The organism is Candidatus Reidiella endopervernicosa (assembly GCF_013343005.1).
Taxonomy (GTDB): Bacteria; Pseudomonadota; Gammaproteobacteria.
The window spans coordinates 2,966,426-2,983,424 of sequence record NZ_CP054491.1; the positions used below are offsets into that span (position 1 = coordinate 2,966,426).

The following is a 16,999-nucleotide window of genomic DNA, read 5'->3' on the forward strand; positions in this document are numbered from 1 at the left end:
CCGATAGCAGTCTCAAGCCAGAGACTGCTTTTTTGTTTTATGGGTCAACGTATGAACAGTGCAGTGATGAACACCTATGGCCGTCTCCCCGTCGCCTTTACGCGCGGCGAGGGTTGCTGGTTGTGGGATGAAGAGGGCAACAAGTATCTCGATGGTCTGAGCGGGATCGCCGTCTGTGGATTGGGCCACGCCCACCCTGCGATCAGTGAGGCGCTTTGCGATCAGGCCAATACCCTGATTCACACCTCCAACCTCTACGGCATTCCGCTGCAGAGCGAGCTGGCCGAACAGCTGACCCGTCTCTCCGGAATGGAGAACGCCTTCTTCTGCAACTCAGGTGCTGAGGCGAATGAGGCGGCGATCAAGATTGCCCGTCTCTATGGCCATCAAAAGGGGATTCAGACCCCGACCATCGTGGTCGCCGAGCGCAGCTTCCATGGCCGCACCCTCGCCACCCTCACCGCTACCGGCAACCGTAAGGTGCAGGCCGGGTTTGAGCCTCTGGTCAACGGCTTTGCTCGTGTTATCTATAACGACATTGAGGCGCTTGAAACGATAGCGCGCAATAACCACGACGTTGTCGCGGTGTTGATCGAACCGGTTCAGGGTGAGTCGGGCGTTCGTCCGCCCGATGCCGACTATCTCGCCAAGGTCCGCGCCCTCTGTAACGAGCACGACTGGCTGATGATGCTCGATGAGGTACAGACCGGCATAGGTCGCACCGGCAAGATGTTTGCCTTCCAGCACGACGAGATCGTGCCCGACGTACTAACCCTGGCCAAGGGACTCGGCAACGGCGTGCCAATCGGCACCTGTCTCGCCAACGGTACGGCGGCTGAGGTACTACAGCCAGGCAACCACGGTTCGACCTTCGGTGGTAATCCGCTCGCCTGTCGTGCTGCACTCACAGTGCTAGACACCATTGAGCGCGAGTCGCTGGCAGAACGTGCCGAAGCACTGGGCGAGCGAATTTTGAATAATCTTAGTAAGGCACTCGGTGAGTGCGAGGGAATCGTGGAGTATCGCGGCAAGGGATTGATGATCGGCGTCGAGCTCGACCGTCCATGTGGGGAGCTTGTTGGCAACGCCCTCAAAAAAGGACTGCTGATCAATGTTGCCAATGACACGACCGTACGTCTGCTTCCACCGCTGATTATGAGCGATGAAGAGGCCGACCAGATGGTCGACACCCTGGCCCCGTTGATTACGGATTTCTGTAGCAAGGACGACTAATACGTCCGCTTAACTATCAGGAGACGCAGCGATGGCAACGCGTCATTTTCTAACCCTTCTAGACTTTACAACCGAAGAGCTTCTGCAGCTGACCGCACGCGCCATTGAGCTCAAGGCGATTCTGCGCAGCGGCGAGATCTACGAACCGATGAAGAATCGGGTCCTGGGCATGGTCTTCGAGAAGTCCTCCACCCGTACCCGCGTCTCCTTCGAGGCGGGTATGGCGCAGTTTGGTGGCCACGCCATCTTCCTCTCGCCCCGCGATACCCAGCTGGGTCGCGGTGAGCCGGTCGAAGATACCGCCCGTGTGCTCTCCAGCATGGTCGATATCATCATGATCCGTACCTTCGAGCACGAGAAGATCGAGCGTTTCGCCGAGTTCTCACGCGTGCCAGTGATCAATGCGCTGACCGACATGTACCACCCCTGCCAGCTGCTGGCCGATATGCAGACCTACGTCGAGCATCGCGGCAGCATCAGCGGCAAGACAGTCACCTGGGTCGGCGACGGCAACAACATGTGCCACTCCTATATCAACGCGGCGCGCCAGTACGGTTTCAAACTCAACATCGCCTGCCCCGAGGGTTACGACCCCGATAGCGCTATCCTGGCTGCGGCCGGTGACTCAGCCGAGATCATCCGCGATCCCGCTGAGGCCGCTGAAGGTTCCGATATCATCACCACCGACGTCTGGGCCAGCATGGGTCAGGAAGAGGAGCAGGCGAAGCGTGAGAAGGCGTTTGCCAGCTACCAGGTCGATGATCGAGTGATGTCAGCCGCCAACAGTGATGCACTCTTCATGCACTGCCTGCCGGCACACCGTGGTGAAGAGGTTGCAGCCTCGGTTATTGACGGCCCACAGAGTGTCGCCTGGGATCAGGCTGAGAATCGTCTGCACGCACAGAAGGCACTGCTCGAGCTACTCGCCAAAGGCTAACTACACGGGGGTCGGAGTCGCCGTTCGACTCCGACCCCATCTCTCACTAGCACTAATTCTGGTCAAACCGACCTTCCGGTATCCGAGATGATGCACAGCGACTCATACCCCTTCTTTGACGTAGATGAACACGAGTTCGATGAGAAGATCATCAAGGGCTCCAACAACGGGCTGATTCTGCTCGATATCTGGGCCGAGTGGTGTTCCCCCTGCCTGGCACTGGCCCCGATTCTCGATCGAGTCCTGTCCGAGTATGAGGGCAAGGTGACGCTGACCAAGCTCGATGCTGATGAGAACATGCGTATTGCTGGTCGCTACAAGGTACGTGGCTTCCCACCGTGATCGCCTTTCTCAACGGCGAGGACTGGGCCGATTTACCAGTGCACAACCTGCACACAGGGTGCGCTGAATTCATCGACGAGCATCTGCCCATAAAAGCCCGGCGCTGTTAACGCCGGGCTTTTCTCTAAACGTTTCCTGATTAGACTAAAACAGGCGCCCGGTCCCGAGGTGATCGCGGTGTCGCAACGTTTGAACACACCCACTCCCGAAACACCTAGCGCAGATGGGGCTGTATCTCCCCACATTGAGAAACTGACTCCAGCACCATCGGCATCAGGCCCAAGGAATGTAACGCCCATCTGTCCCACCAGATTCGTGGTTGGCCCGGCACTAGGGGTGTAGACACCGTTCAACTCGATCTGCTCACCACCTGCGATGATGTTGGAGAAGGAGAGAACCTGCACCGGAGAGGTCGAATCGAGGCCGTGATACTGGCCACTCCCCACATCGACGGTGATCTGCGTTCCAACGATCGCTTGTGTAAAGAAGTTCACATCAACATGGGTGATATTCGGATCGCTATTGACGCTACCGGTAGCACCGGTGTGGTCGGTTGGCGAAGGTCCACTATGGTAGGTAAAGCGCGCTATACCGGCACCACCACCGCTACAGTCGAGCGTCGCACAGGCTGACGCATTGCTGTAATCCGTGGACGAACTGACGTGGCTCGGATCGACGTGCAGATAATGCAAGCTACCAAGGGTGTTGGCCTGTATACCGCTCTGCTCAGCAATATAACCACCATCCCAACGTCCCCAGTTGACCGCAAAGGGAGCAAAGTCCGGCGTGCCTGTTGAGATACCACCGGTATCGACCAGGCTCCACTGCCGCTAGAAATAACGCAGGGATCACAGGGACTCATCGGATCAGTTAGATCAGTAGTAATACCATAAACAGGCACGTTCCCCACCGCCCCAACAGTGTCGATAACCAGTGCTGTATCGACATCGGTGATGAAACTTTCAGCCGTACCAACCTTGCCAATCGTTCCTCCCATATCGTGGAGGAAGCTGGCACCTAACCAGGTACCGTGAGCAGCAAACGTTGCGGTGGTCGAGACGCTGCCACAGTTATCTACGCCTCCCTCACAACGCTTGAAGAGACCGACACCGGCCACCGACATGGTAGAAGCAGGATCATCCTCCCACATGGTAAATGCCGCTCCCATCGCCTCCGCATCAGGGCCAATGAAGGTCAGCCCGATCTCACCCCAAAGATTCAGGCTACTTGCACCCGTATCAATAGTTCCTACCAGATGCACAGACTCGCCATCAGCAATGATATTGAGAAGGACATATCCTGTACCACGTTTGGGTCATCAAATAGGGTGAACTCAGAATCGTGCGCGTGGTATGTCACACCAGCGACATCGAGTTTAAGCTGCAATCCCAATACCTCCTGGGTACTAAAATCGACATCGATATGGGTAAAGTCGGGATCGGCCACCATCGCTCCGGTATTACCGTTGTGATCAGCCGGGGCTGGACCATCCGCATAGACAAAACGTGCCACAAAATGTGAGCCGGTAAAGAGATCACAATCGAGTCCCGCTACACAGGCATTGGCCTCGCTGTAGTCACTAGTCAGATGCTCGGGTGCGACATAAAGGTAGCTGAAACCTCCGAGTGTAGTTATTGGCGTACCATTTTCGGTAACCGTGTAGTTACCATCCCAGCGACCATAATTGACGGCGAAGGTCGCATTATCGGGCGCGCCCGTCGAGATGCCACCGGTATCGTTCAGAGTGGCAGTCCCATTTGTGATGATACAGGGTTACAGCTATCTGCATCGAGCGGCGGTGTGTCGGTCACTGAACCGAAAATCGGCACATTGCCGACGGTCCCAACGGTATCAAGGGTAATCGTGGCCTCACTCCCTACTTGCAACCCCTCGCCGATACCCTCGATCCCGTAGGTGGGATCATCCTCGGTAAACGCGATACCCAACCAGGCGCCTGCTGGTGCAGCAGACGATGTAGGTGTGACGTTCTCTGTAGAAAGCGCATCACCCGTCGCCTGCTCCGTCGCCTGAAAGTCGGTGGTGGGGTCAGTCACATCACCCGTTGGCGTAGTGGTATCTGTAGGAGCAGCGGCGGTCTCTACAGCAACAACCTCCTCATCCACGGCTAGATCTGTATCCTCGTCCAGACCTGAATCTGCTGTTCCGTCATCACCTGCTTCACCACCCTCTTCGGCCGTCGCATCAGGGTCCGGCTCCGCCTCAGCCATTGGGGCAGGCAGCGCATCAAGACGCTGTGGGTCTCCACCCTCGGCGGGTACATAGAACCAGTTCCAACCATCAGCACCAATCGGATGTTCACCACTCTCGTTACCAAGAACGATAGCACCCTCATAAATACCACCAAACAGACCATCATCGCCGTTACAGCTACCACTGGTGCAGAGCTGTAGACCGTAGTGCGTACCGCGAATACCGATGGATGCCACCGGTGTATTGACCTTGTACTTGCTCTTATCCTTCTTACCAATCTTGCCGGTGATGGTACGCATACCACCCTTGATCAGTGAGTAGACCGACTTCTCTGAACCATCTGCTTTGCCTGAGAAGCTGAATTCATCAACTTTAAACTCGGTATTGGGTTTGAGTTCCAATAGTGAGCTGTCTTTGAATCGAATCTGCGCCTGGCTGTTTGCGCCAGTGATGAGCAGATCACCTTCATGGATCTTGGAGCGACGCTTTAATTTTCGCGTCTGTCCATCAGACTGTTTGGCCATAAAGCTACCGCTACTCGAGATCACCTTACCGATATCAACAGCGGCTTGAACCGGCAACGCCAGCAGAGAAAGCGCCAGAACCATCAGCGCCACAAGAGAACCCTTCGATGCGTACAGATTACTATCGCGTGTCATGATCCTTGCCCTCAGTAGAAGTCACGACGCAGGCTGAGCTGAGTCAGCACACGGTCGTACTCATAGATTTCGATATTTGATTCAGAGCGGGTGTAGCTGGCACTACCACGTAGCGTCCAGTGGTCCGCTGGTGCCCAGGCAAAGCCTGCATCGAAGAGATAGGACTCATCTTCGCGATTGGTCAGAAACAGTAGCTGCATGCCGCCGTAGTCGCTGTACTGCCCCGTTAGCGATGTCTGCAGTGCAAACTTCGGAGTCAGGTTAAGCTGTCCACCCACTCTCACGCCACCAAATTCGCGCTGTGCAACCGCTTTGCCACCGAAAGGGTCGTCGTCGTCAGCGTGTTCATGACCGTAGAAACCGGTAGCGTAGAGAACGGGGCTGAGCCGAGAGCTGAAACGGGTGGTGATACCGAGACCTGTAGTGGTCTGGGTTGAGTTCCTGATCTGCTGATCAGGGTATTCGAAGTCTGCGAACTGCAATGAGAGGGTAAGCTGTGTATGGCGGGTCAGATCCTGCACCCAATCGGCATTGAGCCCAAGCATCTCACGATTGATCTCAGAGTCGAGATAGAAGGCCTGCCCCACCCCCACTAACTGCAGATAGCTGCGTTTGCCCTTGACGGTAAAGCCTGCCTGGCCGGTTACGACACCACTGTTGTACTGATCATATTCACCATTACCACGGTAATTGGTATCGAGCTTGCCGAGCAGTGAGACGTTCTCGCTCAACGGAATACTCAGTTTTCCGCCAACCGATGCGCTGTAGAAGAGATCATCCTGCTCGGTACTCTCCTCGCTCAGCGTACCCTGCCCCAGCAGCGGGCTGGTGAAATTGGCATCCTCGGGTGAGCTGTTGATATTGCTGTCGTAACCGAAGCCAACCTCAACATAGGCAACGGCCACCACCTTGCCTTCTTCGCGGCGCGCCTGGATCGCATCGAGATAGCGCTGCACGTTCTCTCGCACTCGGCTCGGGGGATTGAGGCGTTGCACACGATTAAAGAGCTCCTCGGCACGATCATCCTCACCCAACGCGAAGTAGCCGCGAGCCAGCTCGAGCCTGGCCGCCTGATTACTGGGCTGTGCCATCAATACTCGTTCAAGTGCAAATACACCCTCGCTGGCGTGACCACTATCGACAGCAGCAACACCGTAGAGATAGTCGAATTTTGGATCACCCTCATTCGCCTCTACTGTTTCCGATGCAAGCCGATAAGCCTCTTCACTGTTACCGGAGTTAACCAATCGCGACAAGGTATCGATGTTAACTGCCATCGCAGTCAAAGGGAGCAGCAGAAGCCCACAGAAAATTACGTTCCATCTAAAATATCTGTTCATTGCACACCAGCTTTATTAAGAAAACAGTTGTTATTGCAGCCACCGATCGCTGAAGCCATTCACCTCAAGACTCTCAGACGGCGATAAACAGTCTAGCAAAATAGCACACACCCCATTCGACCGCACATCCCGATATTGATGACGCTCAGCATTCGAACCATACTAACGGACAGGACATCTTCATCGGACAAAAATCAGGGGAAAGAGACGTTGGAACACCGTCACAACTGCCGCCATACCACCAAACACCCGGTCTCGCTCATCTACCAGGATCATCAGCCGATTGAGGGGATCTGCCGCGACATCAGCCGCGAGGGACTGCAGATCGAGACCGACGACACCACACTGCCCAATAACGCAGCGGTGCGGGTTGTATTTAAAGGAGATGAGACGATGGTAGGTAAGGAGATTCGCGCCATTGTCATCCATCGACGCGAGGGGTGTATCGGCATGATGTTTACCACCCAACCAGAGAATGTCGCCCGACAATCCTAAGGGTAGTGGGAGCCGATCAGGGTCTATACCCCGATCGACACTAAATCACTACTTCTCGAGCTGACTTACATCCCGCACCGCACCACGCGCCGCTGAAGTGGTCATCGCCGCATAGGCCTTCAGTGCACTGGAGACGATGCGGTCGCGGTTGACCGGTTTCCAGCCACTACTGCCCTTGGCATCCATCGCCGCTCGACGTGCCGCCAACTCATCATCGCTGAGCGCAACATTGATGGTGCGATTGGGAATGTCGATCTCGATAGTATCGCCCTCCTCCACCAGGCCAATCGCGCCACCCTCGGCCGCCTCGGGTGAGACGTGGCCGATGGAGAGCCCGGAGGTGCCACCGGAGAAACGTCCGTCGGTGAGCAGCGCGCACGCCTTGCCCAGTCCCATCGACTTCAGATAGGTCGTGGGATAGAGCATCTCCTGCATACCGGGTCCGCCACGAGGTCCCTCATAGCGAATCACAACCACATCGCCTTCTTTAATCTTCTCAGCGAGGATCGCCTCTACCGCAGAGTCCTGACTCTCAAAGATACGTGCGGGACCTGAGAATTTGAGGATCGACTCATCGACACCCGCAGTCTTCACCACACAACCGTCGAGGGCAATGTTGCCCGAGAGCACGGCCAGACCACCCTCCTGACTGAATGCGTGGGCCAGATCTCGGATACAGCCATTCTCACGATCGTCATCGACCGTGGCATAACGCTTGTTCTGGCTAAAGGCGACGGTGGTCGGCACACCACCGGGGGCCGCACGGTAGAAATCCTTACGCTTTGGATCGCTGGTAAGACGCAAATCCCACAGCGCCATCGCCTCAGCCATGCTCTCGGCATGGACCGTTTTGCACTCATTATTGAGTAGCCCAGCACGATCAAGCTCACCGAGGATACCGATCACTCCACCGGCACGATGCACATCTTCCATGTGGTACTTCTGGGTGCTCGGCGCCACCTTGCAGAGGTGCGGTACCTTGCGAGAGAGACGGTCGATATCGGCCATGGTGAAGTCGACTTCGGCCTCCTCGGCAGCTGCCAGCAGATGGAGAATAGTATTGGTCGAGCCACCCATCGCTATATCGAGGCACATCGCATTCTCAAAGGCCGCCTTGTTGGCGATTGAACGTGGCAGAACAGAGTGATCATCACCCTCGTAGTGGCGTTTCGCCAGTGCTACCACCATATGGCCTGCCTCTTTAAACAGGCGCTCACGGTCGGCGTGGGTCGCTACCAGTGAACCGTTACCGGGCAAAGAAAGGCCCAGCGCCTCGGTGAGGCAATTCATCGAGTTGGCGGTGAACATACCCGAACAGGAGCCACAGGTTGGGCAGGCGCTACGCTCAACGGTCGCCACATCCTCATCCGACTCATCGGGGTTGGCCGCCATGATCATCGCATCGACCAGATCGAGCGCCACGGTCTGCTCTTGCACGACCGCCTTACCCGCCTCCATCGGTCCGCCAGAGACAAATACCACCGGGATATTGAGGCGCAGTGCCGCATTCAACATTCCAGGGGTAATCTTGTCGCAGTTGGAGATACAGACCAGCGCATCGGCACAGTGAGCATTGACCATGTACTCAACACTGTCGGCAATGATCTCGCGAGAGGGCAGCGAGTAGAGCATGCCGTCGTGACCCATCGCGATACCATCATCGATGGCGATGGTATTGAACTCCTTCGCCACACCACCCGCCTTCTCGATCTCGCGAGCAACCAGCTGCCCCATATCCTTCAGGTGCACATGACCGGGCACAAACTGGGTGAAGGAGTTGGCCACCGCGATGATCGGCTTATTGAAGTCATCATCGGTCATACCGGTGGCGCGCCACAGCGAGCGGGCTCCGGCCATATTGCGGCCAGCGGTGGAGGTTTTTGAGCGGTATTCAGGCATGGCTTGGTCTCAACAGAATCTGGAAATCGTTAGTAAGCGGAGAAGAATAACAAAAATTTCCCTCAACAAGGCAGCCAAAACGATACAGCCCACACAATGTAAAAGGACATCTACCCGCATAGGTAGATGCCCCGATTAGACAAAGTGTCTCTCTAACGTAGCTTGCCGGTCATAATAAAATCGTTACCACGCATTGCGCCGTGACAACCGATACAGCCCGCCGGTTTACCCTCTTTCAGCACCTTGCCCTTCGGATCGTACTTGACCCAGTACCAGTCACCCTGATCCGGGTTATAGCCCTTCACCTTATACATGGTGGTGATTGCCGCCAGCTTGCCGTCCGGCATGTAGTTCTCCTTGATGATGATCGAACCGTCGGGCATTGCCCCGCGTTTCATCTTCAAGGCATCAATAGCCGGCCCATTGAGATAGGTGGTGAGCAGCAGACCGTGCGGCTCAATACCCTTGTACTTCTCACCCTTACCGGGCCAGAGATCCCAGTGGCTACGATAGGCCTTGTTCTGCATATAGGACCAGAAACTCTTCGCCTCAGTATCGGGACGCTCATTTGAGGTCGCCATACCTGAACAGGCTGCCACCAGGAACAGGCCAGCAGCCCAGACCAGCAACATTTTGATCTGTGTCGTGTTCATGAGCGCATCTCCTCTGCTGTTATTGCTATTTACATTCCAACATAGCCTAGTAAATAGATCGGGTATAGACGCGAAATATTACAATTTGTAAAAATAAATCCTCAGTCAAACCGGCAATTGGTCAATTTTTTGTTGACCAGAGCCGACATTTCAATACAATTAACCAAATGTTTTAACCAAACGGTTAGTTGATTTATGAATCAAACAGCAGAGAGCAGCAACACCATCGATGAGATCCTTGAGGCCGCCGCCGTGGTCTTCTCCGAGAAGGGTTTTGATGGTGCGCGGGTCGACGAGCTGGCACGCGCCGCCGGGGTCAACAAAGCGACCCTCTACTACCAGATCGGTGATAAAGAGGCGCTCTACCACGCCGTACTGACGCGCGTAATTAAACGCACCGCCAACGACATCGAGCAGGCGCTAGAGACGGTCAGCGACTGTGAACTGCGTATCCGCGCCTTCGTCGAGATCTTTGCGCGCAACACCGGTAATGTGCGCTACGCGGCCCCGATCATGCTGCGTGAGGTCGCCTCCGGTGGGCGTAATCTGCCCGAGAGTGCTGTCCAGGAGATGGGGCGCGTATTAGGCGCACTGACAGACACCCTCCAGCAGGGTATCGAGCAGGGTCTTTTCAGGCCAGTCAACGCCTTCATGGTGCATATGATGATTGTCGGCTCGCTCACCCTCTACTCTGCCAATGAGCCGATCCGACACCGCAACGCCAAGCACAATCCCGAGATACACGATCCGAGCCACTTTATTACTACCGAGGAGGCGGGCCGCGAGGTTGGCAACCTGATCCTCGCCGCCATCAAGGCACAGCCACAGGAAACCCAATCATGACCACCACCTTTCGTCAGCGTATCGAACACGGCTTCGAGAGCTTCGGCGCACTCATCTACCGCAACCACTGGAAGGCCCTGCTGATCATGCTGCTGATTGCAGCAGCACTCATCAGCCAGATGCACTACCTCACCATGGACACCTCGACCGAAGGGTTCCTGCATGAAGAGGATCCTATCCTGCTCGACTACAACGCCTTCCGTGAGCAGTTTGGCCGCGACGAAATGGTGATCCTCTCTATCGATGGCAGCGAGGTGTTCAGCACCCCGTTCCTGCAACGTCTGCAGTCACTGCACATGGAACTGCGTGACAACACCCCCTATCTCGATGACATCACCTCACTGGTCAACGCCCGCAACACCCGTGGAGCAGTAGGTGAGCTGATTGTCGAGGATCTGCTCGAGACGATACCCAAGACCGCGGAAGAGATGGATGAGCTGAAGGCTCGCGCGCTCGCCAATCCGGTCTATCGCAATATGCTGCTCTCCGAAGATGGCACCATCACCACCATCGTACTGCGCACCGATGCCTACTCGAGTGTGGGTATTGAAGAGGATGTAATGGGTGGTTTCGATGATATCGATGCTACAACTGAGGAGCCTGATGAAGAGGAGATCGAACCCCGCCCCTTCCTCACCGATGCCGAGAACAGCGAGCTGATTGCGGCAGTAAACGAGGTGATTGCACGTCATCAGGGTAGTGATTTTCGCATCCAGATCGCCGGTTCTCCCGTTGTTGGCGATGCCCTGAAGCGCTCTATGCAGAACAACATGAAACGCTTTATGGGGCTGGCGCTACTGACTGTCAGTCTGGCGCTGTTTCTACTCTTCCGTCGCCTCTCCGGTGTGATCCTGCCGCTACTGACGGTAGCACTCTCAATCGTCTCAACACTGGGCATAATGGGAATGCTTGGCATCCCCTTTAAGCTACCGACACAGATTCTACCCTCCTTCCTGCTTGCAGTTGGCGTCGGTGCCTCGGTCCACCTGCTCACCATCTTCTTCCGCAAGCTTCAGCAGCTGCACGACGAGACGGATGGTTCAACCGAATCCTCGAACCACAAGGAGAGCGCGATCGTCTACGCACTCGGTCACTCTGGGCTTGCGATTGCGATGACCTCAATCACCACCGCAGCGGGTCTCGCCTCCTTTGCCGGTGCCGAGGTCGCGCCCATCAGTGATCTAGGCATGATCGCCGCCTCCGGTGTCATGCTCTCACTGCTCTACACTCTGGTACTGCTGCCGACGCTACTTTCAATCATGCCAATCAAGGCGAAGCAGAGCGGCTCTGCCAGCAGTAGTCGTCTATTTATGGACCGTCTGCTAGTCCGTATCGCCAACTTCTCTACCCAGCGCGCCAATCTGGTTCTGGTGGTGTGTGCCGTCGTACTGGCGGTCGGTCTGGCCGGCGCGGTGCAGGTCAATTTCTCGCACAAACCGTTCGAGTGGTTTGAAAAAGAGCATCCGATTCGCATGGCAACCGACTTTGTCGACAGCCGCATGAAAGGTGCCAGCTCGGTTGAGGTAATCGTTGATACCGGCAAGGAGAATGGACTCTATGAACCCAAGATCATGCAGGCGCTCGACCGACTCGGACCGAAGGTCGAGGCGATCGATCACGGCGAGCTGTTTGTCGGCAAGAGCCTCTCGGTGGCCGATATTCTCAAGGAGTCGAACAAGGCATTGAATGAGAACCGTGCTGAGTTCTACGCCATTCCCAATGATCGTCAACTGATCGCCCAGGAGCTGCTGTTATTTGAGAACTCAGGCTCCGATGATCTGGAGGATTTTGTCGATTCACAGTTCAGCAAAGCAAGATTCACGGCCAGAATGCCGTGGGTCGATGGCGTGCTCTACGAGGACTTCATCGACGAGCTTGAGCTCACCTTCCGCGAGGAGCTGGGCAGTGAGGTGAAGGTCTGGAGTACCGGTATGGCAACCCTGCTTGGACGCACCATGGGAGCCACCATCTTCAGTATGGCGCAGAGCTATGTGATCGCTGCCGTGGTTATCACCTTCATGATGATCCTGCTCATCGGCGACATAAAAATCGGTCTAGTGAGCATGATCCCCAACCTCACCCCGATCATCCTCACACTCGGCATCATGGGCTGGGTGGGCATGCCGCTCGATGTGTTTACCATGCTGATCGGCTCCATCGCTATTGGATTGGCGGTCGATGACACCATTCACTTCATGCACAACTACCGTCGCTATCACCACGAAACCGGTGACGTCGACCGCGCCGTTGAGGAGACATTGCTCGGTACCGGTCGTGCCATGCTGGTCACCACCGTGGTGCTCTCACTCGGCTTCTTCCTCTACATGTTTGCCGATCTGAGCAACCTGTTTAACTTCGGCCTGCTGACCGGCTTCACCATCATCATGGCGCTACTGGCCGACTTCTTCCTCGCACCAGCGCTGATGGCGGTACTGCATCGCAAACATATGATCGATGACGACAGCGACTACTGAGCACAGATTCCAGGAGATCAACATGAACAGACTCACCAAACTGACCACCGCAGCGTTTGCACTACTCCTCTCAGCCTCGGCACTTGCTGAGATAAGCGCCCGCGAGATCATGCAGAAGGTCGATGATCGTGACGACGGCGATAACCGCGTCGCCGACATGACCATGACCCTGATCGACAAGGGCGGCAGCAAACGCATCCGCTCAATCCGTAGCTACGACAAGGATAAGGGTGAAGATAAACAGCGCATCATGTTCTTCCTCACCCCCGCCGACGTGCAAGACACCGCCTTTCTCACCTACGACTACGACGCCTATGAGAAAGACGATGACCAGTGGCTCTACCTACCGGCCCTGCGCAAGACCAAACGCATCGCCTCCAGCGATAAGAGCGGCAGCTTCATGGGCTCGGACTTTAACTACTCCGACATGACTCGCAAGAATCTCGATGCCAACGATTTCCGCATCGTTAAAGAGGCCGAGGTGCGCGGCAGCAAGGTGTGGATGATCGAGGCGAAACCGAAGACTCAGGAGGAGATCGAGGAGACTGGTTATAAAAAATCACTGCTATTTGTCCGCCAGGACAACTTCATCGTGGTACGCGCAGTGCACTGGACCAACGAGGGCAAACGTCTCAAGTATCAGGACGTGAGCGGACTGGAGAAGATCGATAACGTCTGGACCATCACCAAGATGACCATGACCACAAAGAAGGGCAAGGCGACCCTGCACAAGACTGAACTGGGCTTTAGCAATATCCGTTACAACCAGGATCTCGAAGAGCAGTTCTTCTCCATCCGCCAGCTCGAAAAGGGTTTGATGTAGTCAATCGACAGGAAGCCAAACATCATGATCACTAATCGTTATCTGCCAACCACCGTGCTACTCGGCACGCTACTCCTTCTGCCTGCCATGCAGAGCGCCGTCGCTGAAGAGAGCGCCGAAATCGATGCGGTGATGGAAGGGTTTGATGACGAAGCAGGAACAGTCGATAACGTACTGGATGGATTCGATGAGGATGCGGAAGGCTCGAATGATCTCAACGGTGTATTAGACGGTTTTGGCAATGATGATAGTGCCGCCGGGGGAAACACGGCCCGATCTGCAGCACCGCCCGTCAAACCGAAACGATTGCAGCTCTCTGGTGCCGCCGTATTGGGCACCGCCTACAACTTCGCCCACGACGAACCACAGGCCGGTGAACCTGACTACCACGGCTTCTCTCGTCTGCGAGCCAAGCTCGGTCTCGGGCTGAAGATCCGCATTGCCAAGGGGTGGATGGGAGTCATCAAGGGGCACGCCTTCCACGATTTCATCTACGAGATCAACGGTCGAGACGACTACAGCGACGAGGTGCTGGAACACTACGAGAGCGAGGCCGAGTTCGATGAGGTATTCCTACGCGGCAAGCTGACACCCAATTTTGATATCAAGCTCGGTCGCCAGATCGTGGTGTGGGGTAAGTCGGACAACCTGCGTGTCACCGACCTGCTCAATCCGATGGACCAACGTCAGATGGGACAGACCGATATCGAATACCTGCGTCTGCCGGTCAATATGACTCGCCTCGACTACTATCTCGGCAGCTGGAACCTCAGCGGTTACCTCCTCCACGAATCACGCATGGATAAACGCCCCACCGTTGGTAGTGACTACTACCCCTTCCCGATGCCAATGCCACAGGAGGATGTACCTGACAACAATGGTGCCGATGAGTACGCAGTGGCACTGAACGGTAACTTCAGTGGCTGGGATCTCTCCCTCTATGGCGCCCACCTCTACCGCGACCAGCCCCACACCGAAATGGTACCCGCCGTCGGCATGCGCCTGCGCCACGCCGAGACCGATATGGTCGGTGGTGCAATCAACATCGCGCTGGGCAACTGGCTTCTCAAGGGTGAGGCCGCCCATTTCGATGGAATGCGCTACAGCTCTCTGCCCGGTGAAGATAAGCGCCGCAGTGATCTACTACTCGGTGTTGAGTACAGCGGCTTCCAGGACACCAGCCTCTCGCTGGAGCTGGTAGATCGTTACAGCCACGATTACGATCCGCTGATGGCAGGCGATGGCATCAAGGAGAACATGTATGAGACCGCAGTACGCTACACCGGCAACTTCATGCACGACACCCTTGAGGTAACCCTGCTCGGAACGGCCTTTGGCGAGGCAGGCGATGGCGGCGGCTTCACCCGTCTCAGCGCCAAGTACGACCTGCGCGACGCACTAGAACTGACCGTGGGTGTAATCAACTACTACGAAGGCGAGAGCATTCCTTTCAACGCCATCGCCGATAACGACCGCCTCTTCGCCCAGCTCAAGCAGAGTTTTTAAAACACAGGCATCAGGTTACGGGTTACGGGTTACGGGTTACGGGATTAGAAAACCGGCATCACCCTCTCACTCGTAGGGTGGGTTGAATGAAGTGATACCCACCCTATACCTACATACCCACCCTATTCCGTCTCTGGTGGGCATCCCTAAAGGACTCGAACCTGCGGTTCATCGCGCTGAAGCTCAAACCACCCTACATCAATAGGCTGCCTCGTAGCCCGGATGAAGCGAAGCGTAATCCGGGGGCGATCTCTGCAAATTCCCGGATTGCGTGTTACTCCATCCAGGCTACGCTCGTAACCTGTTACCTGTAGCCTTTCAATAATAAGGTTTACCTGCCCCGGTAACTATTCAACAATCCATCCATGAAACAGCAAAACCCAACCCTGATGCAGATGCTGCATGCGCTTATCGCCGCACCGTCGATCAGTAGCGTCTCGCCCGCTTTCGACAGCGGCAATCTCGCCGTAATTGACCTACTCGCCGAGTGGTTGGGTGATCTCGGCTTTGAGATCGAGATTCAGACGCTGGAGAGTCACACCGACAAGGCGAACCTGATCGCGACCCTCGGCAGCGGACCGGGCGGTCTGGTACTGGCCGGGCATACCGACACCGTGCCATGCGATGAGCACCGCTGGCAGAGTGATCCATTCAAGATGGTCGAACGTGATCACCGTCTCTACGGCCTTGGCAGCTCCGACATGAAGGGCTTTTTTGCGTTGATCATCGAGGCAGTGCGCCGTTTCGATATCGACACCCTGCAACAACCGCTAATCGTACTCGCCACCGCCGATGAAGAGAGCTCGATGGATGGTGCCAAAGCGCTGGTTGAGCTGGGGCGTCCAAAGGCGCGCTACGCCATCATTGGCGAGCCGACCGGACTACGTCCTGTTAACGCCCACAAGGGCATTCTGATGGAGGCGATTCACCTGCAGGGGCAGGCGGGCCACTCCAGCGACCCCAGCTACGGCAACAGTGCACTCGAGGGCATGCACCGAGTGATGAGTGAGATTATCCGCTGGCGCGAACAGCTACAGCGCGAGCACCAGGACCCACAGTTCAAAGCCCCCTTCCCCACCCTCAACCTTGGTCACATCCACGGTGGCGACAATCCCAACCGTATCTGTGGCGAGTGCGAACTGCATATCGATCTGCGTCCCGTTCCCGGCATGGAGATTGATGCACTTCGCCACACACTAAAACAACGTGTCGATCACGCCCTGCTAAAGAGCGGTCTGCAGTCAACGATCCGACCACTCTTTAGCGGTGCACCTGCTCACCGACTCGAACGCACATCACAGCTGGTCGCCGCTGCCGAGCAGTTGACCGGCCACACCGCCGAAACGGTCGCTTTCGGCACCGAGGCCCCCTTCCTCGATCAACTCGGTATGGAGACGCTGATCCTGGGGCCCGGCGATATCGCCCAGGCACACCAGCCAAATGAGTACCTGGCACTCGACCGACTGCAGCCCTGCATCGACCTGCTGGCCCAGTTTATCGAGCAGTTCTGCACCCACCCTTAGGGACTCCCCACAGTCCCAAACCAGACCGGACCCGCCAACCAAACTGTGACAGCCGTCACGC

The 16,999-nt window shown here is 56.1% G+C and carries 15 protein-coding genes; 9 read left to right on the forward strand and 6 right to left on the reverse strand.

The genetic code is table 11. From position 1 onward, the window contains the following. The first annotated feature begins 51 nt into the window (after positions 1-51). The 3 genes from HUE57_RS16065 (at position 52) to HUE57_RS16075 (ending at position 2,512) form a co-directional block, all read left to right on the forward strand. The gene (locus HUE57_RS16065; RefSeq protein ID WP_078483794.1) at positions 52-1,233 is read left to right on the forward strand and encodes an acetylornithine transaminase; all 1,182 of its coding nucleotides are present in this window, start codon (positions 52-54) and stop codon (positions 1,231-1,233) included. Positions 1,234-1,264: 31 nt separating this feature from the next. Next, positions 1,265-2,170, forward strand: coding sequence for an ornithine carbamoyltransferase (gene argF / locus HUE57_RS16070; RefSeq protein WP_078483780.1), 906 nt, complete (start codon positions 1,265-1,267; stop codon positions 2,168-2,170). 87 nt (positions 2,171-2,257) lie between these two features. Then, positions 2,258-2,512, forward strand: coding sequence for a thioredoxin family protein (locus HUE57_RS16075; protein ID WP_174673521.1), 255 nt, complete (start codon positions 2,258-2,260; stop codon positions 2,510-2,512). Between the two features lie 32 nt (positions 2,513-2,544). Here HUE57_RS16075 and HUE57_RS16080 read toward each other — a convergent pair whose 3' ends face one another. From HUE57_RS16080 to HUE57_RS16095, 4 genes are all read right to left on the reverse strand, one after another. Next, a complete protein-coding gene (locus tag HUE57_RS16080; RefSeq protein ID WP_174673522.1) occupies positions 2,545-3,204 on the reverse strand; it encodes a hypothetical protein in 660 nt (219 codons plus the stop codon). 556 nt (positions 3,205-3,760) lie between these two features. Continuing rightward, the gene (locus HUE57_RS16085) at positions 3,761-4,024 is read right to left on the reverse strand and encodes a hypothetical protein (protein WP_174673523.1); all 264 of its coding nucleotides are present in this window, start codon (positions 4,022-4,024) and stop codon (positions 3,761-3,763) included. Between the two features lie 227 nt (positions 4,025-4,251). Beyond that, positions 4,252-5,331, reverse strand: coding sequence for a FecR family protein (locus HUE57_RS16090; protein ID WP_236860730.1), 1,080 nt, complete (start codon positions 5,329-5,331; stop codon positions 4,252-4,254). 62 nt (positions 5,332-5,393) lie between these two features. Further along, on the reverse strand, positions 5,394-6,638 hold the full coding sequence (locus HUE57_RS16095; RefSeq protein WP_174673525.1) for a tetratricopeptide repeat protein: 1,245 nt from the start codon (positions 6,636-6,638) through the stop codon (positions 5,394-5,396). Positions 6,639-6,932: 294 nt separating this feature from the next. On the opposite strand from HUE57_RS16095, the gene HUE57_RS16100 reads away from it, so the two are divergent. Next, positions 6,933-7,217 carry a PilZ domain-containing protein gene (locus HUE57_RS16100; protein WP_172840279.1) on the forward strand — a complete coding sequence of 95 codons (285 nt, stop codon included), beginning with the start codon at positions 6,933-6,935 and terminating at the stop codon, positions 7,215-7,217. A 48-nt stretch (positions 7,218-7,265) separates the two neighbouring features. Here the strand turns inward: HUE57_RS16100 and ilvD are convergent, their stop codons facing one another. Both ilvD and HUE57_RS16110 read right to left on the reverse strand, forming a co-directional pair. Further along, positions 7,266-9,116: a dihydroxy-acid dehydratase gene (gene ilvD / locus HUE57_RS16105; RefSeq protein ID WP_078483784.1), complete on the reverse strand. Its 1,851-nt coding sequence runs from the start codon at positions 9,114-9,116 to the stop codon at positions 7,266-7,268. Positions 9,117-9,268: 152 nt separating this feature from the next. Further along, on the reverse strand, positions 9,269-9,769 hold the full coding sequence (locus HUE57_RS16110) for a cytochrome P460 family protein (protein ID WP_078483785.1): 501 nt from the start codon (positions 9,767-9,769) through the stop codon (positions 9,269-9,271). 195 nt (positions 9,770-9,964) lie between these two features. On the opposite strand from HUE57_RS16110, the gene HUE57_RS16115 reads away from it, so the two are divergent. The 5 genes from HUE57_RS16115 to argE all read left to right on the forward strand — a co-directional run bounded on the left by HUE57_RS16115 (position 9,965) and on the right by argE (position 16,938). Then, positions 9,965-10,612 carry a TetR/AcrR family transcriptional regulator gene (locus HUE57_RS16115; RefSeq protein WP_078483786.1) on the forward strand — a complete coding sequence of 216 codons (648 nt, stop codon included), beginning with the start codon at positions 9,965-9,967 and terminating at the stop codon, positions 10,610-10,612. Further along, the gene (locus HUE57_RS16120) at positions 10,609-13,086 is read left to right on the forward strand and encodes an efflux RND transporter permease subunit (RefSeq protein WP_078483787.1); all 2,478 of its coding nucleotides are present in this window, start codon (positions 10,609-10,611) and stop codon (positions 13,084-13,086) included. Before HUE57_RS16115 ends, HUE57_RS16120 begins: the two co-directional genes overlap by 4 nt. 22 nt (positions 13,087-13,108) lie before the next feature. Beyond that, complete coding sequence (locus HUE57_RS16125; RefSeq protein WP_078483788.1) at positions 13,109-13,909, forward strand: outer membrane lipoprotein-sorting protein; 801 nt, start codon at positions 13,109-13,111, stop codon at positions 13,907-13,909. A 24-nt stretch (positions 13,910-13,933) separates the two neighbouring features. Further along, positions 13,934-15,415 carry a DUF1302 family protein gene (locus HUE57_RS16130; RefSeq protein ID WP_078483789.1) on the forward strand — a complete coding sequence of 494 codons (1,482 nt, stop codon included), beginning with the start codon at positions 13,934-13,936 and terminating at the stop codon, positions 15,413-15,415. A gap of 365 nt (positions 15,416-15,780) precedes the next feature. Further along, a complete protein-coding gene (gene argE / locus HUE57_RS16135; protein WP_078483790.1) occupies positions 15,781-16,938 on the forward strand; it encodes an acetylornithine deacetylase in 1,158 nt (385 codons plus the stop codon). Positions 16,939-16,999 lie beyond the last annotated feature (61 nt).